This window comes from Citrobacter sp. wls613 (genome assembly GCF_005281195.1).
In the GTDB taxonomy this organism is placed as follows: Bacteria; Pseudomonadota; Gammaproteobacteria; order Enterobacterales; family Enterobacteriaceae; genus Citrobacter; species Citrobacter gillenii.
Genome location: NZ_SZXN01000069.1, coordinates 1 through 21,300, shown reverse-complemented (window position 1 = coordinate 21,300; position 21,300 = coordinate 1). Strand labels below are relative to the sequence as shown.

The following is a 21,300-nucleotide window of genomic DNA, read 5'->3' as shown; positions in this document are numbered from 1 at the left end:
GCATAGGACGCAACCATGTCTTCTGATCCCTACGTTAGTCAGCAGCATACTCCGCTGGATGATGATATTACCCTCATGTCGACTACCGATTTACAAAGCTACATCACTCATGCGAATGACACGTTTGTCCAGGTTAGCGGCTATCAGCTGAGCGAGCTGCTCGGCAAGCCGCATAATCAGGTTCGTCACCCGGACATGCCCAAGGCGGCATTTGCTGATATGTGGTACACGCTGCAACAGGGGGAGCCATGGAGCGGCATTGTAAAAAATCGCTGTAAAAACGGCGATCACTACTGGGTGCGAGCTAATGCGGTGCCGATGGTACGTGAAGGGCGAATGACCGGGTATATGTCGATTCGAACCCGGGCGACGCAGGAGGAGATTGCGGCGGTCGAGCCGTTGTATCAGGCGCTAAATGAAGGACGTTGCAACAAACGCATCCATAAGGGACTCGTGGTGCGTAAAAGTTGGCTGGGAAAGCTGCCGGCGCTGCCGGTTCGCTGGCGGGTGCGCAGCGTGATGACACTGATGTTTGCCGTGCTGGCGGCAGCGTTGCAGCAAATGGGCGCGGCGTGGCCGCTGCTGCTGGTGAGTGCGCTGGTGATGCTGGCGGGTACGGCGATTTTCGAATGGCAAATTGTACGCCCGATAGAAAATGTCGCCCGCCAGGCGCTGAAAGTGGCGACCGGCGAGCGCAACAGCGTGACGCACCTGAACCGCAGCGATGAGTTGGGCCTGATGCTGCGGGCTGTGGGGCAACTGGGATTAATGTGCCGCTGGCTTATTCACGACGTTTCAAGCCAGGTTTCCTGCGTGCGTAACGACAGCGATACGCTGGCAAAAGGTAGCGATGATTTAAACAAGCACACCCAGCAAACGGTTGAAAACGTGCAGGAAACGGTGACGACGATGAACCAGATGGCGGCGTCGGTGAAGCAAAACTCGGCGACAGCATCTGCGGCTGACAAACTCTCGATTGCCGCCAGCAGTGCGGCAACGCAGGGAGGCGAGGCGATGGAGACGGTGATCAAAACGATGGACGATATCGCCAGCAGCACCCAGCGTATCGGCACCATCACCACGCTGATTAACGATATTGCTTTCCAGACCAATATCCTGGCATTGAATGCGGCGGTTGAAGCGGCGCGAGCGGGCGAGCAGGGGAAAGGGTTTGCCGTCGTGGCAGGGGAAGTACGCCATCTTGCCAGCCGGAGCGCCAGTGCGGCGAATGACATCCGCAAGCTGATTGATGCCAGTGCCGACAAGGTGCAGTCCGGATCCAGCCAGGTTCACGCCGCTGGCCGCACGATGGACGACATTGTGGCGCAGGTACAGAACGTCACCCAACTGATCGCACAAATCAGCCATTCGACGCTGGAACAGGCAGACGGGCTGACCAGCCTGACTCGCGCGGTGAATGAGTTGAGCAACATTACGCAGAAAAATGCCGAACTGGTTGAAGAGAGCGCGCAAATTTCAGTGCGGGTGAAACATCGCGCCGGGCGCCTGGAAGATGCGGTGACGGTGCTGCATTAAGCACCGCTATTCGGGCGGAACAACGGGTTCCGCCCGATGACCCGATTAATCCAGCTGAGCGATATCCAGCGCTGCGCGATCGATAATACCGATGATTTTTTTGATCTGTGCATCGCTGGTGTCACCGTGATTGACCCGCAGATCCAGCACGGCTTTAAAGTTTTCCAGCGCGCGTTTCATCTGCGGATTTTTACGTAATTCAAAGCCAACGCAGCGTGCTTTAACGCGTTCATGAATAAGCGCCAGATGCTCGCGATTTTCCTCCAGCCACTGCAGGCCTTGCGCCGTGATCGTGATCTGTTTACGCCCACCTTCCTCTTCGCTGATGACAATCAGCTCTTGATCCTGCAAGAAATCCAGCGTCGGATAAATCACCCCTGGACTCGGCGTGTAGTGGCCCTGAGTCAGCGTTTCGATGGCTTTGATCAGCTCATAGCCGTGGCTGGCATCGCGGGTCAAAATATCCAGAATCACCAGGCGTAATTCGCCGTGACCGAAGAAACGCTGACGACGCCCGCCGCCACCGCGACCATGGCGATGCCCGCAGCCGTGCTCGTGGTGATGTCCTTCACTGTTGCAGCCTTCGTGGCGATGTTCTTCGCCTTTGCAGCAACCTTCGTGTGGGTGATCTGTATGTTTGCAGCAACCGTCATGGTGGTTTTGCATAGTAGTCTCCAGATGTTATTTCGATATATCTAATTTATATCTAAAAGTTATGATTTTGCAAGTGCGTGATAGGCTGGTGTTTTAATTGATTGATTTTTATGTCAATTATTATAAATGGTGAGAAGGGGATTTACGCCGTGGCGTGTATCAAAAAAATGCTTGCAATCTTTGTTATTAGCAATCATTATCATTTGAATATTAATTTAGATATATCGTATTATCCTCACGAAGGCGAAAAATGACAAAAAACACCTCACGCTACCCCCAGCGCGTTCGTAATGAACTGCGCTTCCGTGAACTTACCATCCTGCGCGTTGAGCGTATCAGCGCAGGTTTTCAGCGCATCGTGCTGGGCGGGGAGGCGTTGGACGGCTTCAGCTCACGCGGCTTTGATGACCACGCCAAAGTTTTCTTTCCTGAGCCAGGCAGCCATTTTGTGCCGCCGGTGGTTACCGATGAGGGCATCGTCTGGGCTGACGGTGTGCGCCCTGCGTCCCGGGATTACACGCCGCTATACGATGATGCGCGTCATGAACTGGCGCTGGATTTTTATATTCATGACGGTGGCGTGGCGAGTACGTGGGCGATGCATGCCCGTGCAGGGGATACACTGACGATTGGCGGACCGCGCGGCTCGCTGGTGGTACCGGAAGAGTATGCGTATCAGGTTTATGTGTGCGATGAATCGGGAATGCCTGCATTGCGCCGTCGCCTGGAAGCGCTCAGTCGTTTAGCGCGACGCCCGAACGTCACGGCGCTGGTGAGCGTGCAGGATGCGGCGTATCAGGACTACCTTGCCCATCTGGATGGGTTTGCTATCCAGTGGTTTGTCGGGCATGACGAACAGGCGGTGGATGACGCGCTGGCTCGGCTGACGGTGCCTGCAGACGATTATTTCATCTGGGTAACCGGCGAAGGGAAAGTGGTAAAAAATTTGAGCGCCCGCTTTGAAACCGAGGCGTTTGACCCGCAGCGGGTGCGTGCGGCAGCCTACTGGCATCAGCGGAAAGCGGCTGATTAATAATTTGACGGCGGAACGCCAAATGCCTGGCGGAACGCGTAGCTAAACGCCGCGGTGCTCGAATACCCCACGTCGAGCGCCACGGCGGTAACGCTTTTATTTTTCTTCAGCATTAACACCGATTCCAGAATACGCATCTTTTGCTTCCAGACGCTGAACGGTAACCCGGTTTCTTTTTTGAAATGACGCGAGAAAGTTCGGGCGGACATGCCAAGATGATTAGCCCAGTACTCCACCGAGTGTTCCCGTGCAGGAGATTCCTGTATTGTCCGGCACACTTTTGTTAATTCTGCATCCTGCGGCCAGGGTAATACAAAGGCGACTTCCGGTAATTGCAAAATAATATCGACCAGCACGCTCACCAGTTTTCCTTCTTTTGACTGGCTATCATAATGGCCTGAAATAACGTTGGTGGCGTAATGAATAAACTCTCTGGCGAAATCACTGATCGCCACCACTTTACACTCGTCGATGCGCTTCTCAAGAAAGCCTGGCTTAATATCCAGATTCTCTAAATACACGTCATCCAGCGCCCATACCGCATGCTCAATATTATTCGGGATCCAGATACCGTAATGTGCGGGAATTATCCAGCATTTACCGGCGACATCAATGCGCATGCTGCCCTTACGGGCGAAATGAAACTGGGTAAATGCGTGTGAATGCGGTGGAACATGGTTATTCGCTTCAAGGACATAAGAACGAAAGTACACGTCCTGCGGCAGTTCCGCCATTGAATCATCCGGGAAAGAACTCCACTGTTTTTGCCTGAGGGTGTCCATAAAAAATACCTGATACTTCCGGTGATGTGGCTTCTGTTCGATAGATCTTGTCCGCAAATCATAATACATACACCCTGTTTTCCATAATAATCTTGCGTAAGAATTATTCGTCCACCTTTGGTAAATACCATGAATTCGCTGTGTTCTGATGCTGTCATCGTCAATGAAACAAATGATAACTGGACCCGAATGGGGAAAGACCTGCTCCAGCAGGCTGATATCCAGATTAATGGTTCGCGCGCCTGGGACATTCAACTTCACCATGCCGGTTTCTTTAAACGGGTGCTGCAACAAGGCTCGTTAGGGCTGGGTGAAAGCTATATGGAAGGCTGGTGGGATTGCGAGCGGCTCGATATTCTGTTCTGCAAAATCCTTAAAGCAAAACTCGACCAAAAAATGCCGGGCAATCTGAAAGATATTTTACGCATTGCCAGCGCGCGTTTGTTTAATCTGCAATCACGCAGCCGTGCCTGGATTGTCGGCAAAGAACACTACGATATAGGTAACGATCTTTTCGCCCTGATGCTTGATCCCCACATGCAATATTCCTGCGGCTACTGGAAAGACGCGACAACATTAGACGACGCGCAGAATGCCAAATTAAAAATGATTTGTGAGAAGCTGCAATTGCAACCGGGCATGCGTTTGCTGGATATCGGTTGCGGCTGGGGCGGGCTGGCTGAATATGCCGCACGCCATTATGGCGTAGCGGTAGACGGGGTTACCATCTCGAAAGAACAGCAGAAAATGGCGCAGCAGCGCTGTGACGGGCTGGATGTCACTATTCTGCTGCAGGATTATCGCGACCTCGATAAACACTATGATCGTATTGTCTCCGTGGGGATGTTTGAACACGTGGGCCCGAAAAACTACGACACCTATTTCAGTATTGCCGACCGCTGCTTAAAACCCGATGGACTGTTCCTGCTGCATACCATTGGCAGCAATAAAAAAGGGATGAGTGTGGATCCGTGGATCAATAAATATATCTTCCCAAACGGCTGTTTACCGGCGATTTCCCACATTGCCGAGGCCAGCGAATCGCGGTTTGTGATGGAGGACTGGCATAACTTCGGCAGCGACTACGATAAAACGCTGATGGCCTGGCATGAACGGTTTAACCAGGCATGGCCGACGCTGTCGTCGCGTTATTCCGCGACCTTCAAAAGGATGTTTAATTACTATTTATGCGCGTGTGCTGGGGCATTCCGTGCCAGAGATATCGAGCTTTGGCAGGTGCTGTTTAGCCGGGGCGTAGAGGGCGGACTTCGCGTTTATCGTTAATGTTTTGCCGGAGTGCGTACTTCGTAGGCCGGATAAGCGAAGCGCAACAGCCTTTCTTCGCCGGATGGCGGCGCAAACGCCTTATCCGGCCTACAAAAGTGACCAAACCGTAGGCCTGATAAGCGAAGCGCCATCAGGCATTTCTTCGCCGGATATCAGCGCAAGCGCCTTATCCGGCCTACAAAAGCGAGCAAACCGCAGGCCTGATAAGCGTAGCGCCATCAGGCATTGATAACCCGTAGAACGAAGAACTTAGCCCAACTCACTCTCTGCCAGCGCTTTAAACACCATTGCCACCGCGTGTGCGCCGGGGTCCATATTACCAAGCAGGCTCTCACTGCTGAGATACGACGCGCGCCCGGCGTTGGCTTTGCTCGACAGGCAGGTCCGTTCTGCGCCTGCCAGCGCAGCGTCATAGGCGGCTTGCAGGTTATGTGGTTGTGCCAGTAGCGATGTTAGCGCGGGCTGCAGCGCATCAATCATCGTACGATCGCCTTCATCTGCACCACCGTAGAACTTCATCTGGGCGAGCCCCGTATTTAGCGCATCGGCGACCCCGGCACCCTGCTCCAGCTTTTGTCCGGCAGCGGTGAAGAAAATTGACATCAATACGCCGCTGGAGCCACCCATGACCACGGTCAGGCGCTCGCCAATCAGTGCAAACAACGTGGCAAGGTTAGCCAGCGGAAGCTGCTGGTGATGTAGCAGGTCGGCAATTTCACGCGCACCTGCGGCAAAGGTTGACCCGGTATCGCCGTCGCCGACTTTCGCATCCAGCGCATTGAGGTGTGCTTCAAGATTGGCGAGCGTTGCGGTGACTTGCTCAATAATCCCGGCAACCTGTTCGTTAGCCGAAGGCTGAAATTCCACACGTGCACTGCGCTGAGATGACGGCACGGTCGTGATGTCACGTGGCGGCACGGGCGTTGACCAGTTACTGGTTTCCACTTCGGTCAACAGCGCTTTTTCGATGCTTTCTTCCAGCACCATGGCGGTCAGCGAGAAGCCTTTCATATCCAGCGCGGTGACCAGCGAGGCTGGGCCAATCAGCCAGTCGATACGTTCGTGCAGCGGGCTGTTGGCCAGTTCGCGGGTAATGATGGCCATTTCGGCAACGGAAACGCCGCCGAGGTTATTGATCATCACTGCCAGACGGCCGGTTTCCGGCAGGGCGGCCATCAGCGTCTCTACCATCAGATTAACCACCTGCGCGCTGTTTTGCGTGTCAATCACCGACGCACCCGGCTCGCCGTGAATGCCCATGCCCAGCTCTGCATGGCCCAGATGGTGACGCGGAGCCTCGTCGGTCTCCTGTGGCAAATGACAGCTGGAGAGTGCGACGCCCAGGCTGAAGGTGTTGTTCGCCGCATACTGCGCTTCACGCAGCACGGTAGCGAGGTTGTAGCCACGTTCGGCGAAATAGCCGGCAACTTTGTGCACCAGGATGGTGCCAGCGATCCCGCGTGGATGCTTGTTATCCGGTAGCGAAATGTCGTCGCCGACGATCAGCATTTCGACGTTATAACCGAGCCGACGCGCTTTCTCGGCGGCCAGGCCAAAATTTAGGCGATCGCCGGTGTAGTTCTTCACGATCAGCAGGCAGCCTGCCTCACCGGTCACCGCCTGAATGGCGGTCAGTACCGCATCGACGCTCGGCGAAGCAAACACGTCACCGCAAACCGCGGCAGTTAACATGCCTTTACCGATAAATCCAACGTGGGCGGGTTCGTGACCTGAGCCACCGCCGGAGATCACTGCGACGTTCTCTTTGTTGAGATCGCGACGCACTACGATGCGGATGGCCGGATCGCTCTCCAGGCGTGCCAGGTTATTCCACGGACTGGCGATAATCGTACCGTCAATGACATCGTTAACGAGATGGGTACGCTGGTTAAAAAAGAATTGAGACATAACGGCTCCGGCAGGTTGAGTATTAAACAAACCCCCGAATGCATGGTCATGGTAGCGGAGGCGATGGAGAGATTCTGGCCGAGTCAGCGCGGAAAAAAACTCAAGTAAAATGAGTTTCATTTCGGAACGTAAAAACTGTTTTTTGTTCCTAAATGGAACGTAATGACGAGTGGAAATGGCTAAATGCGAACCCACGCGGCTTTTTTCACCGGCCGTCAGGGCAGGGTGTTCGGGACAGAGCGCTTTTTTTGCCGGTTATTCCGGCGGTAGATAACGAAAAGGCGAAACCGGGCCTCTTTGCGTGACAGAAATATGGGCTAAAGGAACGGATCGGGATCGCAAACCTTATCTTTTTTAGGGTTAATTGTTTCAATATGGAACGTATTTTCCTTTTATCCGTTTCATATCAGAACAAAAAGACGAATGATTTTTTTGTACTCGCCTCGCCATACACTGATTGCATCGCTCCGGTAGCGCTTTGTTTTCGCCGTTAGCATCAGGCTAAACAGGTCAATGCCAGGGCTCATCATGTCAAAACATGTACTTATTTGAGGATGAAAGGAATGCTAAACGTTATTCAATCTCCAGCCAAATATCTCCAGGGCCCTGATGCATCTATCTTATTTGGTCAATATGCTAAAAATCTGGCGGACAGCTTTTTTGTGATTGCGGATGATTTCGTGATGAATCTGGCGGGAGAGAAAGTGCTCAATGGCCTGCATAATCACGATATTAGCTGCCATGCGGAACGCTTTAACGGCGAATGCAGCCATGTGGAAATTAATCGTTTGATTGCCATTCTGAAGCAACACGGTTGCCGTGGCGTGGTCGGGATCGGCGGCGGCAAAACGCTGGATACCGCCAAAGCGATTGGCTATTACCAGAAGCTGCCGGTGGTGGTGATCCCGACCATCGCCTCGACCGATGCGCCAACCAGCGCGCTGTCGGTCATTTATACCGAAGCCGGTGAGTTTGAAGAGTATCTGATCTACCCGAAAAACCCGGATATGGTGGTGATGGATACCGCGATTATCGCTAAAGCGCCGGTGCGTTTGTTGGTTGCCGGGATGGGCGATGCGCTCTCTACCTGGTTTGAAGCGAAGGCCTGTTATGACGCCCGCGCGACCAGCATGGCGGGTGGACAGTCCACCGTGGCAGCATTGAGCCTGGCGCGCCTGTGTTATGATACGTTGTTGGCAGAAGGCGAAAAAGCCCGCTGCGCGGCGCAGGCAGGCGTCGTAACCGATGCGCTGGAGCGCATTGTGGAAGCGAACACCTATCTTAGCGGTATTGGTTTTGAAAGCAGCGGCCTCGCGGGGGCGCATGCGATTCATAACGGCTTTACGATTCTGGAAGAGTGCCACCATTTGTACCATGGCGAAAAAGTCGCGTTTGGTACGCTGGCGCAGCTGGTGTTGCAGAACAGCCCGATGGAAGAGATCGAAACCGTGCTGGCGTTCTGTCAAAAAGTCGGCCTGCCGGTCACCCTGGCGCAAATGGGCGTGAAAGACGGCATTGACGACAAAATTCATGCTGTTGCCAAAGCCACCTGCGCAGAAGGTGAAACCATTCACAACATGCCGTTCCCGGTGACGCCTGAAAGCGTGCATGCCGCTATTCTGACGGCAGACCTGTTGGGACAGCAGTGGCTGGCGCGTTAATCAGACATCAGTAACGCTCTGCGCCGGCATTTTCTCTCCTCTGACCGTCTCTGTCGGAGGGGGTGTCCAGGGTAAAACAGCGGAAAGGAATATGACGGCGCACACTCAGAACATTGGAAAGGACGTCTCTTCGGTTATTGCCCAGTCATGGCACCGTTGCAGTAAGTTTATGCAGCGGGAAACCTGGCAGGCGCCGCATCAGGCGCAAGGGCTGACGTTTGCCTCGATTTGCCGCCGCAAGACTGCGCTGGTGACGATTGCTCAGGCCGCACTGGAAGACGCCTGGGAGTTTATGGATGGTCGTCCCTGTGCGCTGTTTATCCTCGATGAGTCCGCCTGTATTCTCAGCCGCTGCGGCGATCCACAGACGGTGGAACAGCTGGCGGAGCTGGGTTTTCTCGACGGCAGCTACTGTGCGGAGAGTATTATTGGTAGCTGTGCGCTGTCGCTGGCGACTATGCCGGGGCAGCCAACAAAAACTTCAGGCGATCAGCACTTTAAAAAAGCGCTACATCCGTGGTCGTTCTGCTCAACGCCGGTATTTGATAACCACGGGCGACTGTTTGGCTCCATCTCGCTGTGCTGCCTGGTGGAACATGAGTCCGTTTCCGATCTCTCCCTGACGCTGGCGATTGCCAGAGAGGTAGGCAATTCGTTGCTGACCGACAGCCTGTTGGCTGAATCTAATCGCCATCTGAATCAGATGTACGGGCTGCTGGAGAGCATGGATGATGGCGTGATGGCATGGAATGAACAGGGCGTGCTGCAGTTCCTCAATGCGCGTGCCGCCATGCTGTTGCATCTGGACGTGCAGGCCAGTCAGGGGAAAAATCTTCATGACCTGGTGAATATGCCGATGCTGTTGCGCCGGGCAATCAAACATGCTCGTGGCCTCAATCACGTCGAAGTCACCTTTGAGAGCCAGCACCAGTTTGTTGATGCGGTGATCACCTTAAAGCCGATTGTGGAAGAGCAGGGCAACAGCTTTATTCTGCTGCTGCATCCGGTCGAGCAAATGCGCCAGCTGATGACCAGTCAGTTGGGCAAAGTAAGCCATACTTTTGAGCAGATGTCGGCGGACGATCCGGAAACCCGACGGCTGATCCATTTTGGTCGCCAGGCGGCGAGGGGAAGTTTTCCGATCCTGCTGTGCGGCGAAGAGGGCGTCGGTAAAGAGCTGCTCAGTCAGGCGATCCACAATGAAAGTGAACGGGCCAGCGGCCCGTATATCGCCGTTAACTGTCAGCTGTATGCCAACAGCGTGCTGGGACAGGATTTTATGGGCAGTGCGCCAACCGATGATGAAAACGGCCGACTGAGCCGCCTTGAACTGGCGAACGGCGGTACGCTGTTTCTGGAAAAAATCGAATATTTGGCACCGGAGTTACAGTCTGCATTATTGCAGGTGATCAAGCAGGGGGTGCTGACCCGTCTCGACGCTCGACGCCTGATCCCGGTGGATGTGAAAGTGATCGCCACCACCACGGTCGATCTTGCCAATCTGGTGGAACAAAACCGCTTTAGTCGTCAGCTGTATTACGCGCTGCACTCGTTTGAAATCGTTATTCCGCCGCTGCGCGCGCGGCGCAACAGCATTCCGGCGCTGATTTATACTCGCCTGAACAGCCTGAAAAAACGCTTTTCATCCAGCCTGAAGGTGGATGATGACGCGCTGGCGCAACTGGTGGCCTATTCGTGGCCGGGTAATGATTTCGAGCTGAACAGCATTATCGAGAACATCGCCATCAGCAGCGAGAATGGCCATATTCGCCTGAGCAACCTGCCAGATTATCTGTTTGCCGAACGACCGGGTATGGATACGACATCTTCGCTGCTGCCTGCCAGCCTGACGTTTACCGCCATCGAAAAAGAGGCGATTATCCACGCCGCCCGCGTCACCAGCGGGCGCGTGCAGGAGATGTCGCAGCTGCTGAACATTGGGCGCACCACGCTGTGGCGCAAGATGAAGCAATACGACATCGACGCCAGCCAGTTTAAGCGCAAACATCTGGAGTAGTTTCTTCGATTCTGGCCATCGAAAAGAGCGCGTCGGACAAGCGATTGATGTACCGCTTTAGTTCGTCGCGCACGGCGAGCGTTCTGTCCATCGCCGTGAGAATACGCTCCAGTCGACGTGCCAGCGTGCGCGCTACGTGTAGTTGTGCAGAAGCGAGGTTTTTCCCCGGAATGACAAACTCTTTCAGCGGGCCGCTGTGCGCCATATTGCGGTCGATCAGCCGCTCCAGTCTCTGAATATCTTCATCGCTAATCGTCTGCTTCAGGCGAATGATCCCTTTATCGTCGCTGGCGAGTTCCGCACCCAGCACAAACAGCGTCTTCTGGACGGTATGCAGATCCTCGCGTAGCTCGGTCTGGTGGGTTGTGGCATAGCATACGCCCAACTGGGAAATCAGTTCATCTACCGTGCCATAGGCGTTAACGCGGATGTCGTCTTTGTCGATGCGGCTGCCGCCAAACAGCGCGGTGGTGCCTTTATCGCCGGTTCGGGTATAGATGCGATACATTTATGTTATCTCACTGAAGGGAAGCACGTTGACCAGTTGGCCTGCGTTGGCGCCGAGCGTGCGGATCTGCTCGATCCCGGCGGCGATATGCCCGCAGATCAGCGCCCGATCCTCGGGCAACTGGGCATGCATTAAGGCAATCTCGCCGCTCACGCTGAGGCCGAGACCTACGCGCAGCGCCGAGCTTTTTGCTGCCCGTCTGCTGAGCGCCAGCGCGTTGCCGCTGTCGTCGCAGCTGATGGCCCGGCAAGGGACGCCTTGCTCTTCCAGCCCCCAGCATAGTTCATCAAGCACGCGGGAATCCTGCCAGCATGGGTGATAAAACAGGTTTACGCTCGGTGATGAAAGTGGCATCGCGTCCCCTTTGTTGTCAGAAAGCCTGATGGAAGAGCGCGGCAATTTCTTTCTCGTTACCTTTACGTGGGTTCGAGAACGCGTTGCCGTCCTTCAGGGCCATCTCTGCCATATACGGGAAATCGGCCTCTTTTACGCCCAGTTCGCGCAGATGCTGTGGAATGCCGATATCAGCAGACAGGCGGGCAATAGCGTGAATCGCCAACTCGGCGGCGTCCATGGTAGACAGGCCGTCGGTGTTCTCGCCCATAAACTCGGCGATATCGGCAAATTTTTCTGGATTAGCGATCAGGTTATAACGTGCCACGTGCGGTAGCAGTACGGCATTCGCCACGCCGTGCGGCATGTCATACAGGCCGCCAAGCTGGTGCGCCATGGCGTGTACGTAGCCGAGGTTGGCGTTGTTAAAGGCCATCCCCGCCAGCAGTGAAGCGTAGGCCATGTTCTCGCGAGCTTTCAGGTTGCTGCCCAGCGCTACGGCCTGGCGTAAGTTACGGGCGATCAGGCGGATTGCCTGAATAGCGGCGGCATCGGTGACCGGATTTGCATCTTTGGAAATGTAGGCTTCCACGGCGTGGGTCAGGGCATCCATCCCGGTGGCCGCGGTCAGAGGCGCAGGTTTGCCAAGCATCAGCAGCGGATCGTTAATCGATACTGACGGCAGGTTGCGCCAGCTGACAATGACAAATTTCACTTTTGTTTTGGTGTTGGTCAGTACGCAGTGACGGGTCACTTCACTGGCGGTACCGGCGGTGGTGTTGACCGCAATGATAGGCGGCAGCGGGTGGGTCAGGGTTTCAATTCCGGCATAGCTGTAGAGATCGCCTTCGTGAGTGGCCGCGATACCAATACCTTTACCGCAGTCATGTGGGCTACCGCCGCCGACGGTGACAATAATATCGCATTGCTCCTGACGAAACACCGCCAGGCCATCGCGTACGTTGGTGTCTTTGGGGTTTGGCTCGACGCCGTCAAAGATTGCTACTTCAATACCGGCTTCACGCAAATGCGCGAGCGTTTTATCTACCGCACCGTCTTTAATTGCCCGCAGGCCTTTATCGGTCACCAGCAGGGCTTTTTTCCCACCCAGTAGTTTGCAGCGTTCACCCACTACGGAAACAGCATTGGGGCCAAAAAAGTTCACATTTGGCACCAGATAATCAAACATACGATAGCTCATAATATACCTTCTTACGTTTATTTTATAATTCAGAGAAGCAATATAGTGCGGTTTCAGCTAATAGCTGGTCCTGTTCGACGGTGCCACCACTCACGCCGACGGCGCCAATTATTTTTCCATTTAATATAACTGGAAGCCCTCCGCCGAAAATAATAATGCGCTGTTGGTTGGTGAGCTGCAGGCCATAAAGCGATGCACCGGGTTGCACCGCATCGGTAATTTCGTGAGTACCCTGTCGCAGGCAGCAGGCGGTCCAGGCCTTATTGAGTGAAATATCGCAGCTGGTGACAAACGCCTCATCCATGCGCTGTATCAGCAGCGTGTTTCCGCCGTGGTCAACAACGGAAAAGACGACCGGGACGTTGATTTCAAGCGCTTTAGCCTCAACGGCGACCGCCATTTTCTGTGCGGCCGCCAGCGTGATGGTGGCGATGGGTTGGCTCTTATTCACGGTATCTCCTGTTAATTGTGTAGGGCTGAGGTCACGAAAAATATCGCGCGCAGCTATTTTTTATCATTGGGTTTTATTTATTTTCGCGCAGCACGTTATTAAGTCAATACAGTAAAAAATTCTAAAATAGCAAGTGAGTGATCTTCCTTTGGCGTTTATTGATAATGATCATTTAACCTCGTCACAATTCTCTATGGATATTCCAAATACGCGTTTCAATATGAAACGATGCGTTTTAATTGCGTGCCAAATTGGAACGTAATTAATTTTATTTTTTTATTATTCTGCTCATTTAAAGTTCGGCTATTGCTGATAAAGGCGATTGCTGGGACGGTAAACCACCAGCGATACGGCCCGGCGTCCTTATTATTTACTTTTTGAGTCACGCGCTATGAGAAGATCAAAACGATTCGAAGTTCTTGCCCAGCGGCCTGTCAATCAGGATGGGCTGATTGGCGAATGGCCGGAAGAGGGGCTGATCGCCATGGAAAGCCCCTACGATCCCGCGTCGTCAGTGAAGGTGGAAAATGGCCGTATTGTGGAACTGGACGGTAAAGATCGTGCACAGTTCGACATGATTGACCGTTTTATTGCTGACTACGCGATTAACGTCGCGGAAACCGAACGGGCAATGCAACTCGACGCGCTGGACATCGCCAGAATGCTGGTGGATATCCACGTCAGTCGGGAAGAGATTATTGCCATTACCACCGCCATCACCCCGGCGAAAGCGGTGGAGGTGATGGCAAAAATGAACGTGGTGGAAATGATGATGGCGCTGCAAAAAATGCGCGCCAGACGCACACCCTCTAACCAGTGTCACGTCACCAACCTGAAAGATAACCCGGTGCAAATTGCCGCCGATGCCGCCGAGGCGGGGATCCGTGGTTTTTCCGAGCAAGAAACGACCGTAGGCATCGCCCGCTATGCGCCGTTTAACGCGCTGGCGCTGCTGGTTGGTTCGCAGTGCGGCCGTCCTGGCGTGCTTACCCAATGTTCCGTTGAAGAAGCCACCGAACTGGAACTGGGTATGCGCGGCTTAACCAGCTACGCCGAAACGGTGTCGGTATACGGTACAGAGTCAGTGTTTACCGACGGCGATGACACGCCGTGGTCAAAATCCTTTCTCGCCTCAGCCTACGCATCCCGCGGGCTGAAGATGCGCTACACCTCCGGCACCGGCTCGGAGGCGCTGATGGGGTACTCAGAAAGCAAATCAATGCTGTATCTGGAGTCGCGCTGCATTTTTATCACTAAGGGCGCGGGCGTTCAGGGACTGCAAAACGGCGCGGTCAGCTGTATTGGTATGACCGGGGCGGTACCGTCGGGGATCCGTGCTGTGCTGGCGGAAAACCTGATTGCCTCGATGCTCGACCTCGAAGTGGCGTCGGCGAATGACCAGACCTTCTCGCACTCCGATATTCGCCGTACCGCCCGCACATTGATGCAGATGCTGCCCGGTACCGACTTTATCTTTTCCGGCTACAGCGCGGTACCGAACTACGACAACATGTTTGCTGGGTCGAACTTCGATGCCGAGGACTTTGATGATTACAACATTCTGCAACGTGATCTGATGGTTGATGGCGGTCTGCGTCCGGTAACGGAAGAGGAAACTATCGCTATTCGCAATCAGGCGGCTCGCGCTATTCAGGCGGTGTTTCGCGAGCTGGGCCTGCCGCTGATTAGCGATGAAGAGGTCGACGCCGCCACCTATGCTCACGGCAGCAAAGATATGCCCGCGCGTAATGTGGTAGAGGATTTGGCCGCGGTGGAAGAAATGATGAAGCGCAATATCACCGGGCTGGATGTTGTTGGCGCGCTGAGTGCCAGCGGTTTTGACGATATCGCCAGCAACATTCTCAACATGTTGAGGCAGCGTGTGACCGGCGATTATCTGCAAACATCCGCCATTCTGGATCGCCAGTTTGAGGTGGTCAGCGCCGTTAATGACATCAATGATTATCAGGGACCCGGCACCGGCTATCGCATCTCTGCCGAACGCTGGGCGGAAATTAAAAATATTGCGGGTGTGGTTCAGCCTGGCAGCATTGAATAAGGCGGTATGCGGTGGAATGTACAACTGAACGTAAGCCGGTTTTCACCTTGCAGGTTAGCGAAGGCGAAGCGGCAAAAGCGGACGATCGCGCGGATGAAGTGGTGATTGGCGTTGGGCCGGCCTTTGATAAATACCAGCATAAGACCCTGATTGATATGCCGCACAAGGCGATCCTGAAAGAGCTGGTGGCCGGAATTGAAGAAGAGGGATTACATGCGCGGGTGGTCAGAGTTTTGCGCACCTCGGATGTCTCCTTTATGGCCTGGGATGCAGCAAATCTGAGCGGCTCCGGCATCGGCATTGGTATTCAGTCGAAAGGAACCACGGTGATTCATCAGCGTGATTTGCTGCCGCTGAGCAACCTGGAGCTTTTTTCTCAGGCCCCGCTGCTGACGCTGGAAACCTATCGCCAGATTGGTAAGAACGCCGCGCGTTACGCACGCAAAGAGTCGCCCTCGCCGGTACCGGTCGTTAATGACCAGATGGTGCGACCGAAATTTATGGCCAAGGCTGCGCTGTTCCACATTAAAGAAACCAAACACGTGGTGCAGGATGCCGCGCCTGTCACGCTGCATATTGCCTTAGTAAGGGAATGACGATGAACGAAAACATCATGACCGCGCAGGATTATCCGTTAGCGACTCGCTGCCCGGAGAAAATCCTCACGCCCACCGGAAAGCCGTTAACTGATATTACTCTTGAGAATGTACTGGCAGGGCGTGTTGGGCCACAGGATGTGCGTATTTCTCAGCAAACGCTGGAGTATCAGGCGCAGATCGCCGAGCAGATGCAGCGTCACGCCGTGGCGCGTAATTTCCGCCGTGCGGCGGAACTGATTGCCATCCCAGATGCTCGCATTCTGGAAATCTACAATGCGCTGCGCCCATTTCGTTCTTCATTTACGGAGTTACAGGCCATTGCCGATGAACTGGAGCACACCTGGCATGCCACGGTGAATGCCGGGTTTGTCCGCGAATCGGCAGACGTGTACCAGCAGAGAAATAAGCTGCGTAAAGGCAGTCAGTGACGGAGGCGGTATGCCGTTAATTGCAGGGATTGATATCGGCAACGCCACCACGGAAGTGGCGCTGGCGCAGGATGGCCGGTTTGTTGCCAGCGGGATCGTCGCGACCACGGGCATGAAAGGCACGCGGGATAACATTGCCGGGGTAGTGGCCTCCCTGCAGCAGGCGCTGGAAAAAACATCGTCGTCGCTTCAGGACGTGACGAAAATCTGCATCAACGAGGCCGCGCCGGTCATTGGTGATGTGGCGATGGAGACGATCACCGAAACCATCATCACTGAATCGACAATGATTGGTCATAACCCGCAAACGCCAGGCGGTGTTGGCGTAGGGATGGGTACCACGATCGCCGTGGAGAAACTGGCATCGTTGAGCCTCGATCGGTTTGCGCAGGGCTGGATCCCGCTGGTGGGCGCAGAGATGGATTTTCTCGAGGCGGTGTGGCTTATCAATGCGGCGCTGGATCGCGGCGTCGATGTGGTGGCGGCGATCCTGAAAAAGGACGATGGCGTACTGGTCAATAATCGTCTGCGACGAACGCTGCCGGTGATTGATGAAGTCACGCTGCTGGAGAAGGTCCCGGAAGGGGTGCTGGCGGCGGTAGAAGTGGCGGCAGCAGGACAGGTGGTTCGGGTACTGTCGAATCCTTATGGCATCGCCACTTTCTTTGCCCTGACGCCGGAGGAAACAAAAACGATCGTCCCGATCGCCAGGGCACTGATCGGCAACCGATCCGCTGTGGTGCTGAAAACCCCGCAGGGCGAAGTGCAATCACGGGTGATCCCGGCGGGCAAGATCTTTATCAGTGGTGAAAAGCGCGGCGGAGAAGCCGATGTGGCCCAAGGCGCTCAGGCAATTATGCAAGCGATGAACGCCTGTGCGCCGGTCTGCGACATTCGCGGTGAGGCTGGTACTCACGCGGGTGGCATGCTGGAGCGCGTGCGTAAGGTGATGGCCTCGCTGAGCGGGCACGATATGAATTCAGTACATATTCAGGATCTGCTGGCGGTCGATACGTTTATTCCCCGTAAAGTCCAGGGCGGTGTTGCCGGGGAATATTCAATGGAAAACGCGGTTGGCATTGCGGCGATGGTGAAATCCGATCGGCTACAGATGCAGACGATCGCCCGTGAGCTGAGTGTGCGGCTGAATACGCCGGTTGAAGTGGGGGGCGTGGAGGCCAATATGGCGGTGGCCGGGGCATTGACGACGCCAGGATGCGCCGCGCCGTTGGCGATCCTCGACTTAGGTGCCGGATCCACCGATGCCGCGATTATCCATAACGATGGCACCGTTAAGGCGATACATCTGGCGGGAGCAGGGAACATGGTCAGCTTGCTTATCAAAACGGAGCTCGGCTTGAGCGATCCTTTTCTGGCAGAGGAGATAAAAAAATATCCGCTGGCGAAAGTGGAGAGTCTGTTCAGTATTCGCCACGAGAACGGCTCGGTGGAGTTCTTTCGTGAACCGCTCAGCCCGTCGGTGTTTGCCAAAGTGGTGTATCTGAAAGCGGGCAAAGCCATCCCCATTGAGAACCAGACGTCGCTGGAGAAAATTCGGCTGGTACGTCGTCAGGCCAAGGAGAAGGTCTTTGTGACGAACTGCCTGCGCGCATTGCGGCAGGTCTCACCCGGCGGCTCAATTCGCAACATCTCTTTTGTGGTGCTGGTGGGCGGTTCATCGCTGGATTTTGAAATCCCGCAGATGATCACCGACGCGCTGGCGCATTACGGCGTTGTTGCCGGTCAGGGCAATATTCGGGGAACCGAAGGGCCACGAAATGCGGTGGCAACCGGGCTGGTTTTGGCTGGTGATGCGAAAAAATAGTGCAGAAAACCACCACCGCAAGCGTTTGGCTGCGGCATAAATCAAATAAAGGCAACGTTCTCTTTGATATCCCGGCTGACTTGGGTACATAGTATAAAGGTGTTTAATACGCGGTTAATTTTAAGGATAAGAGCATGCCAACAGCAATTGAGAAAGCATTGGATTTTATTGGTGGTATGAACACATCGGCGCCAGTACCCCATTCCATGGATGAAAGTACGGCCAAGGGAATTTTAAAGTATTTGCATGATTTAGGTGTGCCAGTGAGCGCAGCAGATGTGATGGCACGCGGTGAGCAAGAGGGATGGAATCCTGAGTTCACAAAAAAAGTCGCTGGATGGGCTGAAAAAGTCGCCTCCGGTAACCGTATCCTTATCAAGAACCCTGAGTACTTTTCGACCTATATGCAGGAGCAGCTCAAAGAACTCGTGTGAGCTGACTATCGAATAACACGCTAACGGACGTTTCCACTTTCAAGGTGGTGGCGTCCAAAAGAGTTGCCCTCAACCAGCCAGACAGTGCCGATTTTTTTGCGTTGGTGCAGATGGACACATTGTGTACCGCTCCGCTTAATTGAACGTGTTGAATCCTCTAATTTAACTTCAGCATTAACATTATCAGATTAACACTGGACGGTGGGGGTGCTTTTACGCTGCCCGGAATGTGCGTGGTTACCCTATTGAAACTAATTTTTAATACTTTGCTAAACGACGGTTAAGACTTTTCTCGAATTTATTTATTTATGAAACCTAACTGATAAATCGACATTTCTTTTTTTTGCCAACCATTTTTCGACGACTAATGTAAGTTTTAAGAATGGAAAACTCTTAAATAACATGGGCTTTAATAGAGTTTGGTTTCTTATTTTATTATTGATAGTATCTCAAATAATAAAACTTATTAAATCATTGAGTAATATTTAACTATTTCATTTTTTAATGTTTTCGGAATTTAACTCTATCTGCTTTGATTTATATGATTTTTTTCACTTCCTTATTAAAAAGGTATGAAATAATCATCTTTGTTTTTGCTTTTATTAATTGTTTTTACCTAATGTTTCTATTTTTGCATGATTATTGCACCTTTGAAAAGAAAAGTATATTTTGGTAAAAAGTTATTGAGGCGTTTAATATGGATTTAATTAATTATGACTCTAGGCTTCGTCATCTTATGGATGTGGATTTTAGGTCCATACTAACGTTTATCGTTTTTGTTGACACGGGCAGTTTGTATGGTGCCTCACTGGTACTTGGTTGTTCTGCATCATCTATTAGCCTGCACTTGAAAAGAGTCAGAAGTTACTTTAATGACACCCTTTTCATACGTGAAGGTCGCAATCTCAATCCTACTGAATATGCTGTGGAATTAAGTCATCAACTTAAACTTGCATTTTATAATCTTGATACTGTCTGTCATGGGGAAAGTGCTGTTGCCGATTGTGAATTAGCTATCGGTGAAAATAAAAATTAATGAAACATAACCATTGGTTATGCTAAATAGTGCTTTTAAAATGTATTCGACAAAAAATAGAGCATAATATGGAAAATTTAAATTTTTCCTACGAGCGGGTATTGGTTATGGACACTATCTATTATAGTGCCCTTGGGCTATGTGCCTTTATTGATAGCCTGGCAGGTCGCTCAATTAGTCTAAGAGTAATGACGCTTTCCGCATTGCAGAAACAAGTGTCAGCCCGTCATGGGGAACCAGGGCGGGTACTCGTTATTACCGAGTTAACGAGCGAAAGTGAGACGCTGGCGGAAGGATTAGCATTCTTAAAGTTTGCAAAGGACGAGTGGCCTGCAGACCAATATAGTATTATTGTTTTTACCCGTTTACGTGACCCTCTGTTGCTGGCAGCAGTCGCAAATCTTCAACCTATGGGCATTGTTCATCGCGCGGAGGCGATTAATATCTTATCTAAACTCATGTTTTTCTCCGCTGACGCATCATCAGGCACGATCATGAGTCCGTTGATCACCAGGAAAGTCGGCCAGGTCGGCGGAGTTCGATTACCACAAAGGGAATTGCAGTGGTTTGTCCTGCAGACAGAAAAAATAGGACTGAACGAAACAGCGAGGCGAATGGGGATTAGCTATAAAACTGCTGCTACCTATCGGAAAAGAATATCAGTCCGTCTTCAATTAAGTTTACGTGAAATTAATGAAAGAGTGTCACGATTATAAGTGAGAAAGTTAATATTGCCATATCCCGCTGTACGGATTGCCGACAGCAATGTAGTCGTGATTTTATTATTAAAGCGATTGTCAGTTTACCTCAGCATGCACAATTTAGGGTTCTCGTTGTGAATAACGATGTGCTTGCCACGACGTTTATGAAATCTGCTCTACGGCAGTTGAGGAAATGTCAGTGCTGGACGTCATTGCATATAAGAGATTCCTTATTGCAGGGCTAATGTCGTTATACAGCAATTGTGCCTCTTCTGTTGGTATTAAACAACGGCCCTCTCTGCTGAATAGTTTTTCGGGAAAACAAGTACAAAATTTTTTCAACGAAAGGCTCACTGCAGACGGTGAACAGTTCATATAGTATGAAGCAGAAACTATCCCTCCTGTATTCATGACTGCGGCAAAAACAAGAATGTTGTTAATCGAAATATTCAGGTTTTTGAATTTTGAAAAATCAGATTGTGTAAGCAATGAATTATCCTTTTGAATTAATTTTCTTAAAAGAATATAAACATATAAGAAAATCAAAACAAACAATATAATAGATATATCTAAATATACGTTTTGATATAATGTAATGAAAATAGAGGGTTAGCCACCCTTTCTGATTTTTCCCTTCAATTCAATGTTGGCGTAAGAGGGCTTTTCCTGACATCGGCATCACCAAGGATGTAGTGTTCAAGATGACATACCGGGGCGGTTCAATCATAGTCGTATTGCATGTTGGGGAAGCGGACCCAAATTGCATCCAAAGAAAAAGGAGTCAGACGATCTCTCATCTAACTCCTTGTTTTGTTTGGTGGCCCCTGCTGGACTTGAACCAGCGACC

At 52.4% G+C, this 21,300-nt stretch carries 18 protein-coding genes and 1 pseudogene; 12 read left to right on the top strand and 7 right to left on the bottom strand.

Annotation, left to right across the window (positions count from 1 at the left end):
• Positions 1-15 precede the first annotated feature (15 nt).
• The gene (locus FDX01_RS16805) at positions 16-1,536 is read left to right on the top strand and encodes a PAS domain-containing methyl-accepting chemotaxis protein (RefSeq protein ID WP_096755599.1); all 1,521 of its coding nucleotides are present in this window, start codon (positions 16-18) and stop codon (positions 1,534-1,536) included.
• Positions 1,537-1,581: 45 nt separating this feature from the next.
• Here FDX01_RS16805 and FDX01_RS16800 read toward each other — a convergent pair whose 3' ends face one another.
• On the bottom strand, positions 1,582-2,202 hold the full coding sequence (locus FDX01_RS16800; RefSeq protein WP_137362791.1) for a PadR family transcriptional regulator: 621 nt from the start codon (positions 2,200-2,202) through the stop codon (positions 1,582-1,584).
• Between the two features lie 238 nt (positions 2,203-2,440).
• Here FDX01_RS16800 and FDX01_RS16795 point away from each other — a divergent pair, with 238 nt between their 5' ends.
• A complete protein-coding gene (locus FDX01_RS16795) occupies positions 2,441-3,223 on the top strand; it encodes a siderophore-interacting protein (protein WP_115257442.1) in 783 nt (260 codons plus the stop codon).
• Here FDX01_RS16795 and FDX01_RS16790 read toward each other — a convergent pair.
• Positions 3,220-4,067, bottom strand: a pseudogene (locus tag FDX01_RS16790) (helix-turn-helix transcriptional regulator). The gene FDX01_RS16795 and the pseudogene FDX01_RS16790 overlap by 4 nt on opposite strands.
• Positions 4,068-4,134: 67 nt before the next feature.
• On the opposite strand from FDX01_RS16790, the gene cfa reads away from it, so the two are divergent.
• Positions 4,135-5,289, top strand: a complete 1,155-nt coding sequence (gene cfa / locus FDX01_RS16785) for a cyclopropane fatty acyl phospholipid synthase (protein WP_096755602.1) — start codon at positions 4,135-4,137, stop codon at positions 5,287-5,289.
• Between the two features lie 252 nt (positions 5,290-5,541).
• Here the strand turns inward: cfa and FDX01_RS16780 are convergent, their stop codons facing one another.
• Positions 5,542-7,200, bottom strand: a complete 1,659-nt coding sequence (locus FDX01_RS16780; protein WP_137400180.1) for a glycerone kinase — start codon at positions 7,198-7,200, stop codon at positions 5,542-5,544.
• A gap of 563 nt (positions 7,201-7,763) precedes the next feature.
• On the opposite strand from FDX01_RS16780, the gene FDX01_RS16775 reads away from it, so the two are divergent.
• Together FDX01_RS16775 and dhaR are read left to right on the top strand one after the other, a co-directional pair.
• Positions 7,764-8,861 (top strand): glycerol dehydrogenase, encoded by a 1,098-nt coding sequence (locus FDX01_RS16775; protein WP_115257445.1) that lies wholly within the window; start codon positions 7,764-7,766, stop codon positions 8,859-8,861.
• A 91-nt stretch (positions 8,862-8,952) separates the two neighbouring features.
• On the top strand, positions 8,953-10,878 hold the full coding sequence (gene dhaR, locus FDX01_RS16770; protein ID WP_117342703.1) for a dihydroxyacetone kinase operon transcriptional regulator DhaR: 1,926 nt from the start codon (positions 8,953-8,955) through the stop codon (positions 10,876-10,878).
• Here dhaR and FDX01_RS16765 read toward each other — a convergent pair.
• The 4 genes from FDX01_RS16765 to FDX01_RS16750 are packed head-to-tail and all read right to left on the bottom strand — an operon-like array spanning position 10,856 to position 13,371.
• Positions 10,856-11,386 carry a cob(I)yrinic acid a,c-diamide adenosyltransferase gene (locus FDX01_RS16765; protein ID WP_096755606.1) on the bottom strand — a complete coding sequence of 177 codons (531 nt, stop codon included), beginning with the start codon at positions 11,384-11,386 and terminating at the stop codon, positions 10,856-10,858. The two genes, dhaR and FDX01_RS16765, sit on opposite strands and share 23 nt — an antisense overlap.
• On the bottom strand, positions 11,387-11,740 hold the full coding sequence (locus tag FDX01_RS16760; RefSeq protein WP_137362795.1) for a glycerol dehydratase reactivase beta/small subunit family protein: 354 nt from the start codon (positions 11,738-11,740) through the stop codon (positions 11,387-11,389). It abuts the gene before it with no gap.
• A 16-nt stretch (positions 11,741-11,756) separates the two neighbouring features.
• Entirely contained in the window at positions 11,757-12,920 is a 1,164-nt protein-coding gene (gene dhaT, locus FDX01_RS16755) for a 1,3-propanediol dehydrogenase (protein WP_096755608.1), read from the bottom strand.
• Between the two features lie 22 nt (positions 12,921-12,942).
• Positions 12,943-13,371: a heme-binding protein gene (locus tag FDX01_RS16750; protein ID WP_117342700.1), complete on the bottom strand. Its 429-nt coding sequence runs from the start codon at positions 13,369-13,371 to the stop codon at positions 12,943-12,945.
• A gap of 391 nt (positions 13,372-13,762) precedes the next feature.
• On the opposite strand from FDX01_RS16750, the gene FDX01_RS16745 reads away from it, so the two are divergent.
• The 7 genes from FDX01_RS16745 (at position 13,763) to FDX01_RS16715 (ending at position 20,468) form a co-directional block, all read left to right on the top strand.
• Positions 13,763-15,430 carry a propanediol/glycerol family dehydratase large subunit gene (locus tag FDX01_RS16745; RefSeq protein WP_096755610.1) on the top strand — a complete coding sequence of 556 codons (1,668 nt, stop codon included), beginning with the start codon at positions 13,763-13,765 and terminating at the stop codon, positions 15,428-15,430.
• Between the two features lie 11 nt (positions 15,431-15,441).
• Complete coding sequence (locus tag FDX01_RS16740) at positions 15,442-16,026, top strand: propanediol/glycerol family dehydratase medium subunit (RefSeq protein ID WP_096755611.1); 585 nt, start codon at positions 15,442-15,444, stop codon at positions 16,024-16,026.
• Positions 16,027-16,028: 2 nt separating this feature from the next.
• A complete protein-coding gene (locus tag FDX01_RS16735; protein WP_071697585.1) occupies positions 16,029-16,457 on the top strand; it encodes a diol dehydratase small subunit in 429 nt (142 codons plus the stop codon).
• A gap of 10 nt (positions 16,458-16,467) precedes the next feature.
• A complete protein-coding gene (locus FDX01_RS16730; RefSeq protein WP_137400179.1) occupies positions 16,468-18,282 on the top strand; it encodes a diol dehydratase reactivase subunit alpha in 1,815 nt (604 codons plus the stop codon).
• 134 nt (positions 18,283-18,416) lie between these two features.
• The gene (locus tag FDX01_RS16725) at positions 18,417-18,716 is read left to right on the top strand and encodes a DUF1889 family protein (protein ID WP_115257453.1); all 300 of its coding nucleotides are present in this window, start codon (positions 18,417-18,419) and stop codon (positions 18,714-18,716) included.
• Positions 18,717-19,413: 697 nt separating this feature from the next.
• The gene (locus tag FDX01_RS16720) at positions 19,414-19,752 is read left to right on the top strand and encodes a LysR family transcriptional regulator (protein ID WP_135911380.1); all 339 of its coding nucleotides are present in this window, start codon (positions 19,414-19,416) and stop codon (positions 19,750-19,752) included.
• A gap of 68 nt (positions 19,753-19,820) precedes the next feature.
• Positions 19,821-20,468, top strand: a complete 648-nt coding sequence (locus tag FDX01_RS16715; protein ID WP_137400178.1) for a hypothetical protein — start codon at positions 19,821-19,823, stop codon at positions 20,466-20,468.
• The last annotated feature ends 832 nt before the right edge of the window (positions 20,469-21,300 follow it).

Coding starts and splice junctions, on each gene's coding strand:
- FDX01_RS16805 (WP_096755599.1), top strand. CDS start 16: ATGTCTTCTGATCCCTACGTTAGTCAGCAGCATACTCCGCTGGATGAT.
- FDX01_RS16800 (WP_137362791.1), bottom strand. CDS start 2,202: ATGCAAAACCACCATGACGGTTGCTGCAAACATACAGATCACCCACAC.
- FDX01_RS16795 (WP_115257442.1), top strand. CDS start 2,441: ATGACAAAAAACACCTCACGCTACCCCCAGCGCGTTCGTAATGAACTG.
- cfa (WP_096755602.1), top strand. CDS start 4,135: ATGAATTCGCTGTGTTCTGATGCTGTCATCGTCAATGAAACAAATGAT.
- FDX01_RS16780 (WP_137400180.1), bottom strand. CDS start 7,200: ATGTCTCAATTCTTTTTTAACCAGCGTACCCATCTCGTTAACGATGTC.
- FDX01_RS16775 (WP_115257445.1), top strand. CDS start 7,764: ATGCTAAACGTTATTCAATCTCCAGCCAAATATCTCCAGGGCCCTGAT.
- dhaR (WP_117342703.1), top strand. CDS start 8,953: ATGACGGCGCACACTCAGAACATTGGAAAGGACGTCTCTTCGGTTATT.
- FDX01_RS16765 (WP_096755606.1), bottom strand. CDS start 11,386: ATGTATCGCATCTATACCCGAACCGGCGATAAAGGCACCACCGCGCTG.
- FDX01_RS16760 (WP_137362795.1), bottom strand. CDS start 11,740: ATGCCACTTTCATCACCGAGCGTAAACCTGTTTTATCACCCATGCTGG.
- dhaT (WP_096755608.1), bottom strand. CDS start 12,920: ATGAGCTATCGTATGTTTGATTATCTGGTGCCAAATGTGAACTTTTTT.
- FDX01_RS16745 (WP_096755610.1), top strand. CDS start 13,763: ATGAGAAGATCAAAACGATTCGAAGTTCTTGCCCAGCGGCCTGTCAAT.
- FDX01_RS16735 (WP_071697585.1), top strand. CDS start 16,029: ATGAACGAAAACATCATGACCGCGCAGGATTATCCGTTAGCGACTCGC.
- FDX01_RS16730 (WP_137400179.1), top strand. CDS start 16,468: ATGCCGTTAATTGCAGGGATTGATATCGGCAACGCCACCACGGAAGTG.
- FDX01_RS16725 (WP_115257453.1), top strand. CDS start 18,417: ATGCCAACAGCAATTGAGAAAGCATTGGATTTTATTGGTGGTATGAAC.
- FDX01_RS16720 (WP_135911380.1), top strand. CDS start 19,414: ATGGATTTAATTAATTATGACTCTAGGCTTCGTCATCTTATGGATGTG.
- FDX01_RS16715 (WP_137400178.1), top strand. CDS start 19,821: ATGGAAAATTTAAATTTTTCCTACGAGCGGGTATTGGTTATGGACACT.